We start from the raw sequence: 19637 nt of genomic DNA, 5'->3' as shown, positions 1-19637 counted from the left end.
AGGGCCATAGCCAACGAATCAATTCGCCGCAGCCGTATCCGCATAAGCGCGCTGCGCCAGGGCCTGCGCCAGCAGCTCGGCCGGGTCCAGCAGCGTCAACTCCGGCATGCCGGGTACCTCAGGCAGGGCCAGCGGAATCTCTGTGCAGCCGAGGATCAGCGTCGTCAGCCCATGCCGGCGTGCCAGCGCTTCGGCCACCGCGCTGAAGCATCCCTGGGCATAGGCCATGTCGCCCTTTTTGACGCCGAGGTAGATGCCGTCCATCAGCTGCTTCTGCTCGTTAACCTCGGGAACATGGCAACGCAACCCGAGCTCGCCCATGGCCTTGTCATACAGCCCGGCACGGTAAGTGCCTTCTGTGGCCAGCAGGCCAACTTCTTTCACGCCCCGGCGCGCCAGTGTCTCGGCCACTTCACGGGCGACATGCAGCACCTCCAGCTGGGGAAACCGCTCCTGCAGGTCCGCGTGCCACGCGTGCGCCGTGTTACAGGCCACAGCCACTGCGGTGGAGCCCAGAGCCGCAAGCCGCCCCATGGCCTGCAGCATCGGCTCCAGTGGCTGATGCCCCCCGGCGCCGGGCAGCCCCAGCGCACTACTGCGATCCGGTACCGGAACCTGCGCCAGCCAGTGCTCGGGGAAGGCCTGATCAGTCACTGGAATCTGGAGTGCCTGCATGTGTTCCGTGCAGGCTCTGACAAACAGCCGCACGAAATCGGCCCCCGCTGCGGGCCCCATACCGCCCAGAATGCCGACAGTGCGGGGACGATGGGCCTTCTGTGTGCCCAGGGTAGTCATGACCTGCCTCCTTTGGTTTGAATGCCTTGACATGTCCTCGACATGGCAGCAGACATGGCGCCGCCCACAGAAGCGCTCAAGGCTTCCGGTCAGGTGGCATTTGCAACTGGGGAATCAGGCGAAGCCGCAGCCCGTGACCGGGAGGGCCTCGCCTGTGTCGGCCTGGCGGGGAGCACACCAGCTGCGCGCCGGTGTATCCTGCCAGCCGCCAGACTCACATGGCGGGCTTGTCGCTCAGCGCCTTCATGTTGGCCTTGAGCTCCTCACTCATGGGCAGGTTCAGGTTCACGCCCTTCGGTGGAATCGGCGACTGGAACCACTTGGTGTACAGGCGCGCGAACTCACCCGACTTGATCAGGCGGGTGATGGTGTCATCCACAAGTTTTTTGAACTCGGGATCGTCCTTGCGAACCATGCAGGCATAAGGCTCGACCTGCAGGGAGTCGCCCACCACATCGAGGGACTCCGGGCTCTTGGAGTTGGCCTTCAGACCGAACAGCAGGATGTCGTCCATCGCGAAGGCCAGTGCGCGGTCGCTTTCGACCAGCAGCAGCGAATCATCGTGGTCCTTGCCCAGAATCAGCTGCATGTCCAGTTTCTGGTCGGCGCTGTATCGGCGGATCACCTGGGCGTTGGTGGTGCCGGTGGTGCTGGCCACTGTTTTCTTGGCCAGGTCAGCGTAGTTCTTGATGCCGGAGCTCTTCTTCACCAGCAGACGGGTGCCGGTGTAGAAGGTGTTGATCGAGAAAGCCACGTCCTTGCCACGGGTCGAGTTGTTGGTGGTTGATCCGCACTCCAGGTCATAGGTGCCATTCATCAGCAGCGGAATGCGGTTCTGGGACGTCACAGGCATATAGGCCACTTCAAGGGTGGGCTTCTTCAGCTTCTTGCGCACATCGTCGATCACGGCTTCGGTGATCTCTGCAGAGAAACCAACTGCGGTCTTGGAGCCGATGAGGTAACTGAACGGAACCGAGGCCTCGCGGTAGGAGACCGTGATCTTGTTGCTGTCTGCAATCTTCTTCAGCGTCTGGGCGCCAGCCGTGGTGGCCAGGCCTGCGGTGAGCAGCACAGCGGTCATGAGTGTCGAGAGTTTCATTCGAATCCTTTCAGGATCATCGGTTAATGAAGTTGAACAGCGGGTGGAAGCTCGCGGCCCTAGTGTAGGAACAGCCGTGCGCACTGTGTCATTCATTTTGACGACAAGCCCATGACCAAAAATTATGGTTTACCCAACACTGGAATACCCGCATACAAAGCGTCAGTCGTTCGCAAGGGTCATAACAGTACAACATGCCTTTCAGCGAAATCTGCATTGTTCAGGGGTGCTGCGTGTCCGTAGAGTCGCACCATTCTCAAACGCAGTCACAGGGGACTTCAGATGCATGTGTGTGTATTGGGCGCAGGAATTGTGGGCCTGGCCACCGCCTACCAATTGCGCCTGGCGGGCCATGAGGTGACCGTCGTTGACCGCGCCACACCGGGCGCGGGTGCCAGCGGCGGCAACGGCTCACAGCTGAGCTACTCCTATGTTCAACCGCTGGCAGACCCGGGCATCTGGCGGCAGCTGCCGAAGCTGCTGCTGTCGCCCGACTCCCCTCTCAAAATTCGTCCGCAGTGGGACTGGCGGCAGTGGCAATGGGGGCTGCAGTTCCTCGCCGCCTGCAACAGCACCACCTCACGCGAGACCACCGCCAGCCTGCTCACGCTGGCCGCACGCAGCCGGCAGTCTTTCGACAACATGCTGGCGCGTGAGCAGCTCAATTGCGATTTTTCAGCCACCGGCAAGCTGGTGCTCTACAGCGATGCCGACTCGCTGGCCAATGCCAAGCGGCAGATGCTGCTGCAGCGCGCGATGGGCAGCCAACAGGAAGCCGTGAGCTCTGACCGCTGCGTGGAGTTGGAGCCGGCGCTCAAGCACCACCACGCCAACATCTCGGGGGCGATCTACACCCCCGGGGAATGTGCCGCAGACTGCCAGAAGACCTGCACGGCACTGATGCAGGTGCTGCGATCGCAGGGCGTGCGGTTCCTGCTGGGCACGTCCATCAGTTCGCTAATTCAGCGGGGCAAGCTGATCACCGCAGTGGCCACCTCGCAAGGCCATCTGGAGGCCGACCGTTTTGTGATGGCGCTGGGCGCCGACTCTCCCCGGCTGGCAGCCAGGCTGGGCATTCATCTGCCCATCTATCCCCTGAAGGGTTACAGCATCACGGTGGACGTCGCCGGTCCGCCAGATGCCGCACCCTTCGTGAACGTAACCGACAGCGCCCGCAAGGTGGTGTTCGCACGCATCGGCTCGCGCCTGCGCGTGGCCGGCATGGCTGAACTCACCGGCTATGACACCCGCATCCAGCTGGCTCAAATCGAATCGCTCAAGGCCTCCACGCAGGCCATGTTCCCCTACAGCAGCCGTTTCGAAGCCCTGCACCCGTGGGCTGGCATGCGACCGGCCACACCTACCGGTCTGCCGGTGGTGGGCCGCCATCAGCGGGGGCCGGACAACCTGCTGTTCAACACGGGGCATGGTGCCTTGGGCTTCACGCTGGCGTTCGGCTCGGCAGAAAAGATTGCGGCACTGATCAACCGCCCCAGCCCCGCGCTGAGCATGCGAGCCCCCTCGACCACTTCAGACGGTCTGCGCCAGGGCCTGATGAAAGCATCGCACAAAGGCACGTACCGCCACTGAACCAGGCTTGCCGGCGGGCCAGAGCGCCTTGACCGGCACCGGAATCAGGGGGTCCAGCGTCAGCACATCGACCCGCGTGCGGTCAGCAGACGCTGCGGTGCAGGTGTCGATCAGGGCAATGCCCAGGCCGTGATGGGCCAGCGCCAGCGCCGAGTGGTAGGTCTGTACGGTGATGTCGAACTGCAGACCGACCTCGGCCTCGCGGCACGCCTGGTTGAGGCTGCGCCCCACCGGGTCCATCACGTCCAGCCCGATGACAGGTTGGCCACTGAGCTCGGCCAGCGACACGCTGCCCCGCTTGATCAGCCGGCTTGGCAGCATGCCCTTGGGCACCACGCACACCATGTGCCCGTCGGAAAGATGCTCCTGCGCCAGCGCAGAGTGGGTAACCTGGCTGAAAAGAAAGCCCACGTCCGCTTCCTGCAAAGCCAGGGCGGAGACGATCTGCGGTGAGTGCAAAGCCTGCACCGTGATAGTCACGTCCGCGTGCTTGACGCGGAACAACTTGATGGCCCGCGGCAGGATTTCGTAGCTCAGTGCCAGCACCGTCAGCACACGCAACTCCTTGGCACTGTTGCCGGCCTTAAGCGTGACTGCGAGGCGCTGCACCTCGTCCAGCTGGGAAAACAGGCGCTCGATGTGCGGGTGCAGCGTCAGCGCTTCAGCCGTCGGCATCAGCCGCCCCTTGCTCCGCTGGAACAACGTAAAACCCAGTTGCAGCTCTGCGTGCTGCAAGATGCGGCTGACGGCGGGCTGGGTGACATTGATCAGACGCGCCGCGCCACTGACGCTGCCGGTCAGCATCACGGCATTGAACACCTCAATATGGCGAAGACGCATGGTCGGCAGGGGCAGGCGCGCCCGGTGGGTTCGGTAAGGGTTGACTCAAGTGATGGATAGGCAACAGGCAGGCCGACGCACCGCCAATAGCCACAACAACTCAAGCAAGTATTGTGCGCAGCAGTTTCAGCCGCGCGACATCGCGGAAAACACCGATGGCTGGCCCTCTGGATCGCCGGAGCGGCAACGCCCGATTGGGGCCGCGCAAACTATGCGGCGGTTGCGGCCAGCCGTGCGGCGGCTTCGCGTTTGCCCATCTTGCGGAGCTGGGCGATGGCGGGCAACTGGCTGGCACGTGGCCGGGTGGTTCCATCTTCCCAGTTATAGACCGAGGCGCCAGACACGCCCAGAATGCGCCCTGCATCGGCAGCAGACAATCCGAGCCGCTTGCGCTGGGCGGCCAGCCCCTTGGCCGAAAAGCGCAGCGCAGTGGGCGTGTCTCCTGAATCGGCTGCAGGCGCGCTCGCCTTCCCCTTGCCTAATCGACCCACCAGACGCTCAAGCGTCATCACACGACGCTTCAGTGCAGCAATGTCGCTGCGGTACTGGCTGGAAGCCTTTTTGAGTGACTGAACCTCGGACCGGACTTCCTTTCGGGCGACCCGCGAGATTTCCTGTTTAAGGACGGATGCAATGTTCATTTGCGCATTCTGACACCAGAATAAGTCGCCTCCGCCGTTTCTGTTTACTTTGGATACAAATCACTACCGCAGTGGAAACTCCAGACTTTCACGCAAAGCAGGAACAAAAAAGCCCCACAGCACGAGGGCTGACGGGGCTTTCAGGGTGTTTTCAATTGCGGTTTAAGGCAGCAGAAAACACAGGTTTGGCGGAAACGGAGGGATTCGAACCCTCGATGAGGCTCTACACCCCATACTCCCTTAGCAGGGGAGCACCTTCGGCCACTCGGTCACGTTTCCAGTAACGCAATTATCTCACGACTTGGGCGCACGGCGACCACCGCGTCCGCGCGGGCTCAGGCGGCGGGCTGGTCCAGATCAAACGCCTTGTGTAGCGCGCGCACAGCCAGTTCCATGTATTTCTCGTCAATCACGACAGAAGTCTTGATTTCGCTGGTCGAGATCATCTGGATGTTGATGCCCTCCTCGCTCAGCACGCGGAACATCTTGCTGGCAATACCCACATGGCTGCGCATGCCAATGCCGACGATGCTAACCTTGCAGATCTTGGCGTCGCCGGTGACTTCCTGTGCGCCCAGCTTGGGCAGAACCTGGGTCTTGAGCAGGTCCATGGCCTTGGCGTAGTCGTTGCGGTGAACAGTGAAGCTGAAGTCGGTCTTGCCTTCCTTGCTCACGTTCTGGATGATGACATCCACCTCGATGTTGGCGTCAGCCACCGCACCCAGAATCTGGTACGCGATACCCGGTGTGTCAGGCACGCCCAGCACGGAGATTTTGGCTTCATCGCGGTTGAAAGCGATGCCCGATACGATGGCTTGTTCCATGTTTTCGTCTTCCTCAAAACTGATCAAAGTGCCTGACCTGGCTTCTTCGTTGATATCGATGTCCCAATCGGTGAAGCTGGACAGCACGCGCAGCGGCACCTTGTACTTGCCGGCGAATTCCACCGAGCGGATCTGCAGCACCTTGGAGCCCATGGAGGCCATCTCCAGCATCTCTTCAAAGCTCACCGTGTGCAGACGGCGCGCCTCGGGCACCACGCGCGGATCGGTGGTGTAGACGCCATCGACGTCGGTGTAAATCAGGCACTCATGCGCCTTCAGGGCCGCTGCAACGGCAACCGCTGAGGTGTCGGAGCCGCCCCGACCGAGGGTGGTGATGTTGCCGCCGTCGTCCACACCCTGGAAGCCGGTGATGATGACCACCTTGCCTGCCGCCAGGTCAGCACGCACGCGCTGGTCGTCAATCGATTCAATGCGCGCCTTGGTGTAGGCGTTGTTGGTCTTGATGGTGACCTGCCAGCCAGCGTAGCTCACGGCCTGCAGACCCTCGGCCTGCAGGGCAATCGCCAGCAAGGCGCTGGACGCCTGCTCCCCAGTGGCGGCCAGCGCGTCGAGCTCACGGCCATAGGCGTCGCCAAGTTTGGCAGGCGCCAGCTCCTTGGCCAGACCCAGCAGACGGTTGGTCTCGCCGCTCATGGCACTGGGCACCACCACCATCTGGTGGCCGGCGCGCGCCCACTTGGCGACCCGCTTGGCCACGTTGCGGATGCGCTCGGTCGAGCCCATCGACGTACCGCCGTATTTATGAACGATCAATGCCATTACAGAGTGTCAATCAGGGGTTGGTTGCGGACGCTGCCAGCCGGACCCGCGAAGGCCTGCCGGCCCCGCTGTGCACACGCTCGGGCGGCCAGCAAAGCCTTCAATTATAACCAGCCAGCCTGTGCCGGAACGCTGCTCACTCCCAGTGAAGCCGGTCCCCGACACGGGTGACATGACCGTCCGCCACCTTGAGGTGAATCCGGTGGCCCCGTGTTGTGCAGGCCGCGATCTGCCCAAGCAGCTGATCGAGCTGCGCGGTGCTGGGGGTCACATGGTGGCAATCGTCCAGCCATTGCCGCAGCAGGTTGGCCTGTCTGGCCACCGAGAGCGTCTGCAACGCAAGGATGGACGGTGGAACCCCCGCCCGCTGCAGGTCTTCGCGCGCCACCTCGACCAGCAGCATCTGCGCCTGCGCCATGTGCCGGCCGCTGCGCGCAAAGGTGGTCCGGAACTGCGGAAACGTAGCTTCCAGCACGGGCAACAGGCGAGCACGGATGCGGTTGCGGGTGAAGCGCTCGTTGGCGTTGGTGGGGTCATCGATGAAGGCCTGACCCTGCAGCACCAGCCAGTCACGCAAGTCACCCGCTGGCGTCTGCAGCAAAGGCCGGTGGAACTGCACGCCACCGCGCTCGAACTGCATCGCCATGCCTGACAACCCGGGCAGACCGGCGCCGCGACTCAGCGCCAGCAGCATCGTCTCCACCTGATCGTCGGCATGCTGGCCCAGCAGTACCGCGCTGGCACCGTGCGATCGCGCTGCCTCGGCCAGCGCCGCGTAGCGGGCAATCCGCGCCGCGTCTTCGGGGCTTTGACCTGCAGCATGGTCTGCATTCACGCGCACCACGTGCAGGGGAACCGTCAAGGCAGCGCAGGTGGCTTCACACATGCGCACAAAATCATCGGCAGCGGCTTGCAAGCCGTGGTGAACGTGGATGGCGACGACCTGCCTTGGCCAGCGCAGAGCAGCCGCGAGCAGCAAGGCGGTGGAATCGGCGCCGCCACTGAAAGCCACCGCAATCGGCGGATGATCTGAAAGAGAGGGAGGCAGGTGATCCAGCGCGGCGAGCGCTGGATTGGCTGCACCGTCCGGCATGGCCGCACTCATGGGCCACTCATGAGCTGTACCGGGCAGGCGCGGCGGCAGTTTTACTTCGCGTCGGCTTTGGTGTCGGTGAAACGGCCATAGCTCTGCAGGCGTTCATAGCGGCGGTCCAGCAGCTCCTTGACCTTCAGGTCGCTGACCTGGCGGAAGGCATCGTTGAGCGCGCGCTTGAGAAAGGCGGCCATCTGCTTGGGGTCGCGGTGGGCGCCGCCCACGGGCTCGTTCACGATCTTGTCGATCACGCCCAGCGCCTTGAGACGATGCGCGGTGATGCCCAAGGCCTCTGCCGCTTCCTGGGCCTTGTCAGAGGTTTTCCAGAGAATCGACGCGCAGCCCTCGGGGCTGATGACGGAATAAATCGAGTACTGCAGCATCACCACCTGGTCAGCCACCGAGATGGCGAGCGCGCCACCCGAGCCGCCTTCGCCGATGATGGTGGTGATGATGGGCACCTCCAGCTGTGCCATCTCGAAGATGTTGCGGCCAATCGCCTCGGACTGGCCTCGCTCTTCGGCATCAATGCCTGGGTAAGCGCCGGGCGTATCCACAAAGGTGAATACGGGTAGCTTGAATTTCTCGGCGGTCTTCATCAGGCGCAAGGCTTTGCGGTAGCCCTCGGGCTTGGTCATGCCGAAGTTGCGCAGACCGCGCTCCTTGGTGTCGCGTCCCTTCTGGTGGCCCAGCACCATGCAGGCCGTGCCGTTGAAGCGCGCCAGACCGCCTACGATGGAAAGGTCATCGGCAAAGTGCCGGTCACCGTGCAGTTCAACGAAGTCTGTGAATATCTCGCTGATGTAGTCCAGCGTGTAGGGCCTCTCGGCGTGCCGGGCGATCTTGGTGATCTGCCAGGGCGTCAGGTCGCTGTAGATGTCTTTGGTGAGCTGCTGGCTCTTCTTGGCGAGCTGGTCGATTTCTTCGGAAATATCGACAGCCGACTCGGTCTGCACATACCGCAACTCTTCGATCTTTCCTTCAAGGTCGGCAATCGGCTGCTCGAAATCGAGGAAGGTCTTCTTCGCCATGTGTGCACTCCTCAGGACTTGACTTAAGGGAACGGATTCAATTCGCGGCAGGCGCCTGCGGCCCGCCCAGCACTGGCACCGGGTCCAGCGAGCGCCAAATATACCAAGTTGCCACACTGCAATACGGCGCCCAGGCGGCAGCGACTTCGCGGGCATCGCTGCGGCTGACGGATTCACCGGAAAAGTAGTTCTGGCTGATCCCGTTGATCAGGCCCACGTCATCGAGCGGCAGCACGTTGGGCCGCATCAGGTAGAAGATCAGGAACATCTCTGCCGTCCAGCGACCAATGCCGCGGATGGCCACCAGTTCGGCAATGATGGCCTCATCGTCCATCGACTCCCAGTCCCGTACGTGCACGGTGCCGGAATCGAAGTGGATCGAGAGGTCCACCAGGTACTCGACCTTGCGGGCGCTCAGCCCGGCGGCCCGCATGTCGTCCACCTTCAGGCGCAGCACATTGGCCGGCGTCATCTTTTTGGGCAGCGCCTCAAAGCGGTGCCAGACCGTCTGCGCAGCCTTGACGGAAATCTGCTGGCCCACAATGCTGCGCGCCAGCGTACTGAAGGCATCGCCCCGCGCCTGCAGACAGGCATCGCCAAACTGCGGAATCAACCGCTTCATCACCCGGTCTTTTTTGGCCAGATGCCGGCAGGCGTCTGCCCAGTACGCCGGCATGGGCGCTGGCGCGTCTGCCACCTCCACTTCTGCCAGCTCGGTGCTGCCGGGACCGGTTTTCACTATTTTTTTCACGGCAATGATGTCCTGCCCACAGGCACCCGGCACACCCGATGGATGTCACAACTCACGACTGAACCTCCCAGGTGGTACCTTGCGGCGAATCCTTGAGCACAATGCCGCGTGCCAGCAAGTCCTGACGGATGCGGTCCGCCGCAGCAAAATCCTTCGCTTTCTTGGCCTCGGCGCGGTCACCAATCAGCCGCACGATGGTGGCTTCGTCCATGCCAGCGCCAGCCTGCAGGTAAGCAGCCGGATCGGCTTGCAGCAGACCGAGGCAAGACCCCAGCGCACGCAGCAAACCGGCGCGCTCGGCGGACTGCGTGCGGTTGACTTCACTGGCCAGATCAAACAGCACGGCCACGGCTTCGGGAGTACCGAAATCTTCATCCATCGCCGCCTTGAAGCGCGCGGCAAACGGGTCCGTCCAGTCCACCTGCACATCAGAAGGCTTAACCAGCGCCAGCGCGGTGTACAGCCGCTTGAGCGCATTGCGGGCGTCATCCAGATGCGCGTCGCTGTAGTTGAGGGCGCTGCGGTAGTGAGCACGCACGATGAAAAAGCGCACCGTCTCGGCGTCGTATTTGGCCAGCACGTCGCGGATGGTGAAAAAGTTGCCCAGCGACTTGGACATCTTCTCGTTGTCCACCCGCACAAAACCGTTGTGCACCCAGAAGCGGGCCAGTGGCTTGCCGTTGGCGCCCTCGCTCTGGGCAATCTCGTTTTCATGGTGCGGAAACTGCAAATCAGCGCCGCCGCCATGAATGTCAAACGTTTCGCCGAGGGTCTGGCAACTCATGGCCGAGCACTCGATGTGCCAGCCGGGTCGGCCAGGGCCGTAATCGTGGCCCAGTGAGGCGCTGTCCCATTTGGCGTCGTCCGGCTCCGTGGGTTTGGCGCTCTTCCACAAGACAAAGTCGAGCGGATCGTCTTTGCCCTCCAGCACCGCCACCCGCTCGCCGGCGCGCAGTTCATCCAGCGACTTACCAGACAACTTGCCGTAGCCGGGAAACTTGCGCACGGCGTAGTTCATGTCACCGCTGGAGCCCCGATACGCCAGGCCCTTTTGCTCCAGCGTCGCGATCATGGCCAGCATCTGGGGCACGTACTCGGTGGCCCGCGGCTCCAAACTCGGGGGCTCGATGCCCAGCGCGCCGATGTCCTGATGCATGGCCGCGATCATCTCGTCCGTCAGCGCGCGAATGGTGATGCCGCGCTCCACCGCGCGCTTGATGATCTTGTCGTCGATGTCGGTGATATTGCGCACATAGGTCACCTTCAGGCCACTGGCCTTGAGCCAGCGCTGCACCACGTCAAACGCCATCATCATGCGGGCATGCCCGATGTGGCACAGGTCGTAGATCGTCATGCCACACACATACATGCGGACATGACCGGGAATCAGCGGAGAAAAATCTTCCACGTCACGCGTCAGCGTGTTGTAAATGCGAAGGCTCATGAATGAAGTGTGGCGGTCCGGCCGGGGGCCGTCCGGCACAGGATATGCAATGGTTATCTCACGGAGATCAGGGTCAGACAAGGGCCATTGGGCGTATGCAACAACAGGTGTCTGCAAACTGCAGCCGGGGCCGGGCATCAGCGCCGCAGCATCGCTTGACTGCCTCGGAACTATACCCCCTCAGTTACAATCAAGCAGTATACCGAGAGGTCAGTCGTGAGCCGTACGGGGCGGAAATCAAGAGAAATCACCGGAACGCCCCGCACGCAACCGGCTGCGCCCGAGCCCGGCTTCAGACGGCTCTGGCCGACCTCTTTCGCTACCCTGATGATGACGTGACACCGCAACGCCAAAGCACCGAGCCCAGGCACTGAACAGACAGCACACCATCTTTCGAGAGCATCCATGCGCACTCCCGCTATCGCCCCCCGCCTGCTTCTTGCCATCTGGTACCCGATCGCGCTCGTTGCGGCACTGGGCACCACAGCCGCCCGGGCCGATGACTATGCCGACGTCAATCGACTGATGCGCGCCGGCCAGTCGGCCGAAGCAATGGTCAAGGTCGATCAGTACCTGGCCAGCAAACCGCGCGATCCGCAGATGCGGTTTCTCAAGGGCGTGATCCAGACCGAAGCGGGCCGTGCCAACGAGGCGATCACCACCTTCATCAAAATCACCGAAGACTACCCGGAGCTGCCAGAGCCGTACAACAACCTCGCCGTGCTGTACGCCGGCCAGAACCAGTACGACAAGGCACGCGCCGCACTGGAAATGGCGATTCGCACCAACCCGAGCTATGCCACCGCCCACGAAAACCTCGGCGACGTGTACGCACGGCTGGCCAGCCAGGCCTACAGCAAGGCGCTCCAGCTGGACGGTGCCAACACCGGCATCCCGCCCAAGCTGTCACTCATCCGTACCCTCTTTTCAGTCGACTCCAAAGTACAGGCCAGGCCTGCCAGCGGGGCACAGGCTTCCGGGCCCGTGACGGTGGCGCCGCCAGCCGCCACACCGGCGGCCAAACCTGCAGCCACGGCACCTGTGGCGCCCGCGCCTTCCGCCGCACCGGCTGCAGCACCTGCAGCACCGACAACCAAGGCGCCCGCCACAGAGCCAACGAAAGCTGCGCCGGGCACCGAGAAAGAAGTCGAGGCCGCCGTCCGCGCCTGGGCCGATGCATGGGCGGCCAAAGACATGCCCGCCTACCTCGCCAGTTACAGCACCAGCTTTGACCCCCCCGGCAACATGGACCGCAAGGCATGGGAGCAGGACCGGCGCCTGAAGATCACCGGCAAATCGCGCATCACCGTCAAGCTGTCCAATCTGAGCGTGTCCGTCCAGGGCAACAAGGCCAGCGCGAAGTTCAAACAGGACTACAGCGCGGACACCCTCAACATCTCCAGCCGCAAGACGCTGGAGCTGAGCAAAAGCGGTGCGCGCTGGCAAATCATCCGCGAATCCACCGGTGGTTGATGGATCGCAGGTCAGCCGAACGTTCTGACAAATGAGGACCATGCCGGGCTCTGCGCTGAAGATCGGCCTGTGGGCGCTGGCTTGCGTTGCCCTGTGGAGCAGCTGGCCAGCCCGTGCCCTCGCAGCACAGGCAGAAAAGGCCCAGACCCCGGCGCGCAAGACGCCAGCGGCCGCACCGCGCGCCGCTGCCGTTCGTGACGGCGAGGCAGAGGCCCGGCTCATCGAGATTTACCGCCTCATCGGGCGGTCGGCCAATCGCGAAGCGCTCAAGCAGGCCGAAGGCCTGGTGAAAGACCACCCGAACTTCCAGCTGGCGCAGCTCGTCTATGGCGATTTGCTGGCAGGGCAGATGCGGCCCGTGAAAACCCTTGGAGATGTTCCGGAAGGTGAGGCAAAGGCCGCTGCGCCGGTGCTGGCAGACCTGCGCAAGGAATCCCAGCAGCGGCTGCGCGCCCTGCGCGAGCGCCCTGCCCCGGGTCTGGTGCCTTCGCAGTTCCTGGCGCTGTCGCCACAGAACAAACACGCCATCGCCGTAGACGCCTCGAAGTCGAGGCTGTACCTGTTCGAGAACACCGCCACCGGCCTCAAGCTGGTCGCTGACTACTACATCTCGGTCGGCAAACTGGGCACCGAGAAAGCCGTTGAGGGCGACCAGCGCACCCCGCTGGGTGTGTACTTCATCACCAGCAACCTCAACCCGCGTTCGCTGAAAGACTTCTACGGCGCCGGCGCCCTGCCCATCAACTACCCCAACCAGCTCGACCTCAAGCGTGGCAAGACCGGCAGCGGCATCTGGCTTCACGGCACGCCGCCCGAGCAGTTCTCGCGCGCGCCGCAGGCCAGCGACGGCTGCGTGGTACTGGCCAATCCAGACCTCGAACGCATCATCAGGACGGTGGAGGTGCGCAGCACGCCTGTGGTGATCTCGCAGAGCCTGAAGTGGGTCCCGCCCCAGTCGCTGAAGGCCGAGGTACAGTCGTTCGAGGAAGCCCTGAAGGGCTGGCACACCACGAAATCAAGCGGTGACATCCGCAAGCTCACCGCGTGGTACACGCCGGACTTCACCAGTTACGGCAAAACCTTCGCCCAATGGACGCCCACACTGCAAAGCGAACTCAAGCAGGTCGGTAACCGGGGTACCCAGATCAAGGATGTGTCCTATCTGCGCTGGACAGACACCGCAGACACCATGGTGGTAACCTTTGGTGAAGTGGCCAAAGGGGCCCGTACCGGGCTCACCAAACGGCAGTACTGGGTCCGCCAGGGCACGCAGTGGAAGATCTTTTTTGAAGGCACGCTTTGACATGATGGCCAACTCGCCGAACGCCTCCTCACACCCACATGAAGCCCCTGCCCTCGGTAGATGCGGCGTATCAGAGTCGGTGCGCCGTCAGTTCCTCACTGGCCTTGGCACGGCAATCGCCTGCCTCACACTGGCTGCGGCCCCGTTGGCCATGGCCCAAACCACTGCACCAACGCCGCAAGTGAAGTTCTCCACCAGCCAGGGCGACTTTGTCGTGGAGCTCTATCCAGACAAAGCACCCAAAACGGTGGCCAACTTCATGCAGTACGTGAAAGACAAGCACTACGACGGCACGATCTTTCACCGCGTCATCAGCAACTTCATGATTCAGGGTGGCGGCTTCGATGCCAGCTACACCGAAAAGAAAACGCGCCCCCCCGTCCCCCATGAGGGCCGCGAGGCGCTGAGCAAGGGCGGCCCGAAGAATGTCACAGGTACCCTCGCCATGGCGCGCACCAGCGACCCGCAATCGGCCACGGCCCAGTTCTTCATCAACGTACAGGACAACGACTTCCTCGACCCGACGTTGATCCCACCCGGTGACCCGGTGCCGCGCTTCGAATACCAGGGGCGCACCTACGAGAACGTCGCGCGGGCCCAGCTGCTCAACGCGCCGCAGCTTTACGGCTACACCGTGTTTGGCAAGGTCATCAGCGGGATGGATGTGATCCAGACCATCCGGACGGTGCCTACCGGTGCAGGTGGCCCCTTCCCGACCGATGTGCCCAGGACACCGGTCGTCATCAAATCTGCCACCCTGCTCAATCCCTGAGCGCTTCCCTTTACCTCTTCACCTCTTCACCTCTTCACCTCTTCACCTCTTCACTTTTTCACTGGAACCCCATGAGCAACCCCAAAGTCGAACTCCACATTGCAGGCCACGGCGTCATCACGCTGGAGCTGGATGCTGCCAAGGCACCCAAGACCGTCGCCAACTTCCTGAGCTATGTGAACAAGGGCCATTACAGCAACACCGTGTTTCACCGCGTGATCCCCGGCTTCATGGTGCAGGGCGGTGGTTTTGAAGTGGGCATGAAACAAAAGCCCACCGATGGCGAGATCGAAAACGAAGCCAACAACGGCCTGAAGAACGACACCTACACCGTGGCCATGGCGCGTACCAACGCACCACATTCGGCCAGCGCACAGTTCTTCATCAACGTGTCTGACAACAGTTTCCTGAACCACACCTCGCCCACGCCTTCCGACTGGGGCTACGCGGTGTTTGGCAAGGTGATTTCGGGCACCGAAGTAGTCGACAAAATCAAGACCGTGAAGACCGGCCGCAAGGGCTTTCACGACGACGTGCCACTGGAAGATGTGGTCATCGAGAAAGCCGTGGCGCTGGCCTGACGCGCCGCATGCGCGTGCAGGCCACTCTTTCCCACCTCTGGCACTGAACAGCAGTGCCACACGCCATGAGCACACCTGCCACGCCGCCTGTGATCCAGTCGCTGGAGGCACCCGCCACCTGGCGCACCGTGGACTTCATCTCCGACCTGCACCTGCAGGCTGGCGATGCCGCCACCTTCGCGGCCTGGCAGCACTACATGGAGAGCACGCCGGCTGATGCGGTGTTCATCCTCGGCGACCTGTTCGAGGCGTGGGTGGGCGACGATGCCGCCGGCGCCGACCTGAGCCTGCCGGCCACCTCTTTTGAAGGCCAGTGCGCACGCCTGATGGGGCAAACTGCCGGGCGTCTGGCGCTGTACTTCATGCACGGCAACCGCGACTTTCTCGTCGGGCCCCATCTGATGGACCTGTGCAACGCGACCTTGCTGCAAGACCCCACGGTGCTGGTGTTTCCAGCCACGACGCAGCGCCGCTGGCTGCTCTCGCATGGCGACGCGCTGTGCCTTGACGACACCGACTACCTGCAGTTCCGGGATCAGGTGCGCAGCCCGCAATGGCAGACAGCCTTTCTGGCCAAACCGCTGGCAGAGAGGCAAACCATTGCCCGCCAGTTGCGGCAGCAAAGCGAGAGGGCCCATGCACAACGCCGTACTGCCGGTACGCCGGAAGTCGACGTGGACACAGCTGCCGCGCGCCAGTGGCTGCACGCCGCTGATTCGCAGGTGCTGATTCATGGCCACACCCACAAACCGGCCGTTCATGACCTGGGGCAAGGCATGGCGCGCATTGTGCTGAGCGACTGGGACGCTGCTGCCACGGTTCCGCGCGCGGAGGTGCTGCGACTGACAGTAGACGGCCTCAAACGCATTCCCTTGCTGTGATCCGGCCATGCTGAACTGGCTCAAAAACCTCGGCCGTGCGGCCCAACCGAATGCCTCGGCATCCAAAAGTGCAATACTCGAGCAGCTCTGGCTCGACACGCTGCTGCAATACCCCTTTCTGGCCCGTCGCCCCGTCGCTGATCTGCAGCAATTGCGGGGCCTCGTGGAGCGGTTTTTGAAACGCAAGGAATTCACTGGCGTCAACGGTTTGGTCGTGACCGACGCGATGGCTGTGGCGATTGCAGCGCAGGCCTGCCTGCCAGTGCTTCATCTGGGCCTTCGCTGGTATGACGGGTTCACAGGCATCGTGGTTCACCCCGGCCCGATGGTGGCCCAACGTGAAGTCACCGACCACACCGGAGTTGTTCACCGCTACCGCGAAGTGCTGCAGGGCGAGGCCATGCAGGACGGGCCGGTCACCCTGAGCTGGGAGCACGTGGAGGCCGCCGGTGCGTCGGCCGAGGGCGGACACAACCTGGTGATTCACGAGTTCGTCCACAAGATCGACATGCGCGATGGCGAGGCCGATGGCTGCCCGCCGCTTGCCACCCGACGCTCACAGTCCGACTGGCATGAAACCATGCAGCCAGCCTACGACGCGTTCTGCGAGAAAGTGGCCATGGCCCAGCGCTTCGGTGCCGAGGCACCCTGGCTCGATGCCTATGGCGCCACCTCACCGGCGGAGTTTTTCGCAGTGACCAGCGAAGCCTACTTTGTGAACCGCGAACGTTTCACGCTAGAGTTTCCGGCGCTGACGGTGCTGTTCGACAAGTTCTTCCTCGTCCGTCGCACCTGAGCGTGGCGCTCTGGAGCGGCACCCGAGAGTGCCGCCCCGAGGAAACCCGCTCAACGCTTGAGCAACACCTTCAAAGCGTTTTGTACGCGGCGTGCATGGGCCGCATCAAACGGGCTGCCCAGCACCTGCGCGACGTCTTCGCCCCAGGTCTCTGAAGGTGCAGGTGCGTTGCGCCGGGTCAGCAGTTGCAACTGCAACATGCGGCGCGCACTGAGCTGATCGGCCGGCGTGGGCACATCGGCGGCGATCTCCATGCGGAGCAGCGACTCGGCAGCGTCCTTGCCGGCAGGTGCACTGACGGCCTGAACCCAGCGACTGCGCACCGCTGGCGTGACTTGCTTGCCGAGTTCCTGAACACCGGGCAGTTGCGCCGGGTCGCGCTTTTCCCATGCGGTGACGAGATGGGTCAGCACCTCACCATGCGCCTGCATCGCCAGCTTTTTCAACGCCAGGTTGGCGGCCTCGAAGGCTTCGCGCTGGGCACGGAATGCGGCATCACCCAGACGCGGGCCGCGCTCCTCAAACGCGGGGCGGTCGCTGCGCGGACCGCGCTCGTCACGCCCGCCGCGACCTTCACGCTCAGGGCGATAGGGCTCGAACTTGTTGTCGGTGCTGCCGCGCGGACCACCCGGTTTGCTGCCAGGGCGGGCATCCTTGCGGTCACCGAACTTGCCACCACGCCCAGCCGCTGCGGGCTCTGCCTTGCGCATACCGGGGCGATCATCACCACGCATGGCGACCACCGGCTTGGGGGCTGGCTTGGGCGGGGCAGCGGGGGCTGGGGCTTCGGCAGTCGTCTCTGGTGCAGAGTCTCTGGTTTCCGCAACGGCCTCTGCAACGGGTACTGCAACAGTTTCAGCCTCAGAAGAAGCCGCAGGTGCCGCAACCGCAACAGGGGCAGGTTCGGATTCTGTTTCAGTCACCGCTGCGGGTTCGGCGGCTGCGGGCGCAACCGCTGCGGCAGCCGGTGCCGGTACAGGCACCTTGCCCTGCACGATCGCCTCCAGCGCCTTGGCGGCAGCGTGGATTTTCTGCGCATCGCCACTCGCTGTGGCCGCAGCCACCGCCTTGGACGCCTCCAGCACCATGCGGTCGTACTCACCCAGAGCCGCAGCAGCCTTTTCGCGCTCGGCCGTCTTGCGCTGGAAAGCGTCGTCAATCGGCTTGCGGAACGCGTCCCACATTTTCTGTTCGAGCTTGCGCTCAATCGGCACGGCCTGCGCTTCATGCTGCCAGCGCTGCTGCAGAGCCTTGACCGCGTCAATGCGCAGCACTGGCTCGGCACCCAGAGCCTGCGCCTCTTCAATCATGGCTTTGCGGCGCGCCGTACTGTCGTGACGTGCGGCAGTCAGTGGCGCATCGGCGGCATCCATCGCTGCTTTCCATTGCGGCTGAATCTCGGCAAATGCTTTTTCGCCCAGATGACCAGCTTCGCGCCACTTTTCCACGAAGCCATTGAGGCTGCGGATATGGTGCTTCCAGTCGGTGTTGGTCTTGTGGGCCTCAGCCCAGGCCAGTACTTCGTCAATCAGCGCACGTCGCTCGGCCTTGACGGCTTCGCTTTGCTCCTTGACCTTCTCCAGCCAGGCTTCAACCACCTTGTGCGCTTCATTGCAGGCGTCATCAAAGCGCTTCCACAGCGCGTGGTTGGGTGTGCCGCCCTGGTCGCTGGTTTTCCACTGCTCGCGCATGGCGCGCAGGGCTTCCTGCTGTTTGCGGCCACCCAGTGGCTTGGCCACCAGAGCCTCGGCCTTGCCCACCAGTTCTTCACGGATCTGGTCGGCACGCCAGCGCTGCCAGCCTTCCAGCTCGCCCGCAGCCGTCAGGGCCGCGTGGGCGGCGGCTTCGAGCTTGCTGTCGATGTGGCGGATGTTTTCCTTCAGCGCCTGGCGCAGCTCGGCGGCCACCTTCGGAGTGGACTTGCCGTGGCCTTCGGTCACCTCGTGCTCGAGTTTGGCGAGGGCCGCCTGCACGGCAGCGGCAGCTTTTTCACGCATCTCTTTCAGTACGGCCGGGTCCATCCGGGCTTTGGGCGCACGGGCCGCAGCCTCACCTTCCACCGGGGCCACGCCGCGTGCCACGCGCAACTCGTCCGCCCACACCGGAACCGCTGGCAAAGGCGCAGCCGTGTCTTCAGCGGCTTTCACAGCCTGGGCCAATGCGCCCTGGAACGCTTCCCACACGGCCAGCAACTGGGCACGTGAGGCGTCGAGCAGAGGCGGGAATTTGGCGTCCACGCTGGCCCAGTTCGCGTCTGCAGTCACCTCATCAGCCTGCGCCTGCCAGTGGGTCACATCGGCGCGCAGGGTTTCAAGAGCGGCTTCCGCTTCGCGCCAGGGTTTGATCGACAGCACTTCAATGCGCTGGGCGATCAGCACGGCGGCCTCTCGCTGCACCTGGGTGCGGTGCTGCAGGTCTTCGATGGTTTTCACACGCTCGGCCAGCTGTACCTTGAGGCCAGCCAGTGGCTCGCGCGACAACGGCGCGCCCGCCTTCGCAGCGTCACGCTGCCAGGCCAGCGCATCGGCCAGGTTCAGCTTGGACAGGGCCAGCAGGGCGTTGGCCTTTTCGGCCCATTCGGCGGCAACCGCCTCCTGACCCTTGCTGCGCTTGAGTTCATCAAGCTTTTCCTTCAGCGGCTTGGCAGCGCCCTTGTCGCGATTGGCGAGTTCCTTATAAACATCGGCCATCTGCTCGGCAGATGGCTCGCCGGCCAGCCACTGGCGAATGCGGGCCGCACGCTCACCCGATGTGGGCGCAGAAAATGCGCCGCCCGTGATGCCGTCCAGCGGATGCGCATCAGCGCCTTTGGCTCCACCGGGTTTGGTGGCTGGCGCTGGAGAGGTATCGGCTTTGGAAGATTTGGACATGGGGAAACGCAGCATAAAAAGTGAAATTCAATCGGAACGGAAACAATCAAAAGCGCGTCAGTGCGTCAAGACG

17 protein-coding genes and 1 tRNA gene are annotated in these 19637 nt (G+C 63.2%); 7 read left to right on the top strand and 11 right to left on the bottom strand.

Translation table 11 applies throughout. The features are described 5' to 3' along the window. Positions 1–18 precede the first annotated feature (18 nt). Both AAG793_RS01385 and AAG793_RS01380 read right to left on the bottom strand, forming a co-directional pair. Complete coding sequence (locus AAG793_RS01385; RefSeq protein ID WP_341903008.1) at positions 19–795, bottom strand: amino acid racemase; 777 nt, start codon at positions 793–795, stop codon at positions 19–21. Positions 796–1009: 214 nt separating this feature from the next. Next, on the bottom strand, positions 1010–1894 hold the full coding sequence (locus AAG793_RS01380) for a transporter substrate-binding domain-containing protein (RefSeq protein WP_341903006.1): 885 nt from the start codon (positions 1892–1894) through the stop codon (positions 1010–1012). Positions 1895–2176: 282 nt separating this feature from the next. On the opposite strand from AAG793_RS01380, the gene AAG793_RS01375 reads away from it, so the two are divergent. Further along, the gene (locus AAG793_RS01375; protein WP_341903004.1) at positions 2177–3484 is read left to right on the top strand and encodes a D-amino acid dehydrogenase; all 1308 of its coding nucleotides are present in this window, start codon (positions 2177–2179) and stop codon (positions 3482–3484) included. On the opposite strand, the gene AAG793_RS01370 is transcribed toward AAG793_RS01375, so the two are convergent. From AAG793_RS01370 to cysS, 8 genes are all read right to left on the bottom strand, one after another. Next, entirely contained in the window at positions 3425–4324 is a 900-nt protein-coding gene (locus AAG793_RS01370; protein WP_341903001.1) for a LysR substrate-binding domain-containing protein, read from the bottom strand. The genes AAG793_RS01375 and AAG793_RS01370 overlap by 60 nt on opposite strands. Before the next feature lie 209 nt (positions 4325–4533). Then, positions 4534–4965 (bottom strand): helix-turn-helix domain-containing protein, encoded by a 432-nt coding sequence (locus AAG793_RS01365; protein WP_341902996.1) that lies wholly within the window; start codon positions 4963–4965, stop codon positions 4534–4536. A 186-nt stretch (positions 4966–5151) separates the two neighbouring features. Beyond that, positions 5152–5244 (bottom strand) — tRNA-Ser (locus AAG793_RS01360). Between the two features lie 56 nt (positions 5245–5300). Next, the gene (locus AAG793_RS01355; protein WP_341902994.1) at positions 5301–6569 is read right to left on the bottom strand and encodes an aspartate kinase; all 1269 of its coding nucleotides are present in this window, start codon (positions 6567–6569) and stop codon (positions 5301–5303) included. Between the two features lie 136 nt (positions 6570–6705). Beyond that, positions 6706–7674 carry a tRNA lysidine(34) synthetase TilS gene (gene tilS / locus AAG793_RS01350; RefSeq protein WP_341902992.1) on the bottom strand — a complete coding sequence of 323 codons (969 nt, stop codon included), beginning with the start codon at positions 7672–7674 and terminating at the stop codon, positions 6706–6708. A gap of 41 nt (positions 7675–7715) precedes the next feature. After that, positions 7716–8693 (bottom strand): acetyl-CoA carboxylase carboxyltransferase subunit alpha, encoded by a 978-nt coding sequence (locus tag AAG793_RS01345; RefSeq protein ID WP_341902989.1) that lies wholly within the window; start codon positions 8691–8693, stop codon positions 7716–7718. A 37-nt stretch (positions 8694–8730) separates the two neighbouring features. Continuing rightward, complete coding sequence (locus tag AAG793_RS01340; protein WP_341905337.1) at positions 8731–9369, bottom strand: DNA-3-methyladenine glycosylase 2 family protein; 639 nt, start codon at positions 9367–9369, stop codon at positions 8731–8733. Positions 9370–9496: 127 nt separating this feature from the next. Next, positions 9497–10888 (bottom strand): cysteine--tRNA ligase, encoded by a 1392-nt coding sequence (cysS, locus tag AAG793_RS01335; RefSeq protein ID WP_341902986.1) that lies wholly within the window; start codon positions 10886–10888, stop codon positions 9497–9499. Between the two features lie 405 nt (positions 10889–11293). On the opposite strand from cysS, the gene AAG793_RS01330 reads away from it, so the two are divergent. From AAG793_RS01330 to AAG793_RS01305, 6 genes are all read left to right on the top strand, one after another. After that, entirely contained in the window at positions 11294–12361 is a 1068-nt protein-coding gene (locus AAG793_RS01330) for a tetratricopeptide repeat protein (protein ID WP_341902983.1), read from the top strand. A 40-nt stretch (positions 12362–12401) separates the two neighbouring features. Further along, positions 12402–13664: a L,D-transpeptidase gene (locus AAG793_RS01325; protein WP_341902980.1), complete on the top strand. Its 1263-nt coding sequence runs from the start codon at positions 12402–12404 to the stop codon at positions 13662–13664. Positions 13665–13815: 151 nt separating this feature from the next. After that, on the top strand, positions 13816–14436 hold the full coding sequence (locus AAG793_RS01320; RefSeq protein WP_341902977.1) for a peptidylprolyl isomerase: 621 nt from the start codon (positions 13816–13818) through the stop codon (positions 14434–14436). A gap of 71 nt (positions 14437–14507) precedes the next feature. Beyond that, positions 14508–15017, top strand: coding sequence for a peptidylprolyl isomerase (locus AAG793_RS01315; RefSeq protein WP_341902975.1), 510 nt, complete (start codon positions 14508–14510; stop codon positions 15015–15017). Between the two features lie 65 nt (positions 15018–15082). After that, positions 15083–15898: a UDP-2,3-diacylglucosamine diphosphatase gene (locus AAG793_RS01310; RefSeq protein WP_341902972.1), complete on the top strand. Its 816-nt coding sequence runs from the start codon at positions 15083–15085 to the stop codon at positions 15896–15898. A gap of 7 nt (positions 15899–15905) precedes the next feature. Continuing rightward, complete coding sequence (locus tag AAG793_RS01305; RefSeq protein WP_341902970.1) at positions 15906–16694, top strand: M90 family metallopeptidase; 789 nt, start codon at positions 15906–15908, stop codon at positions 16692–16694. A gap of 50 nt (positions 16695–16744) precedes the next feature. On the opposite strand, the gene AAG793_RS01300 is transcribed toward AAG793_RS01305, so the two are convergent. Beyond that, the gene (locus AAG793_RS01300) at positions 16745–19564 is read right to left on the bottom strand and encodes a DUF349 domain-containing protein (RefSeq protein ID WP_341902966.1); all 2820 of its coding nucleotides are present in this window, start codon (positions 19562–19564) and stop codon (positions 16745–16747) included. Positions 19565–19637 lie beyond the last annotated feature (73 nt).

The organism is Polaromonas sp. YR568 (assembly GCF_943372955.1).
Lineage (GTDB): Bacteria > Pseudomonadota > Gammaproteobacteria > Burkholderiales > Burkholderiaceae_C > Polaromonas.
This window is presented reverse-complemented; position numbering and strand designations above follow the sequence as displayed.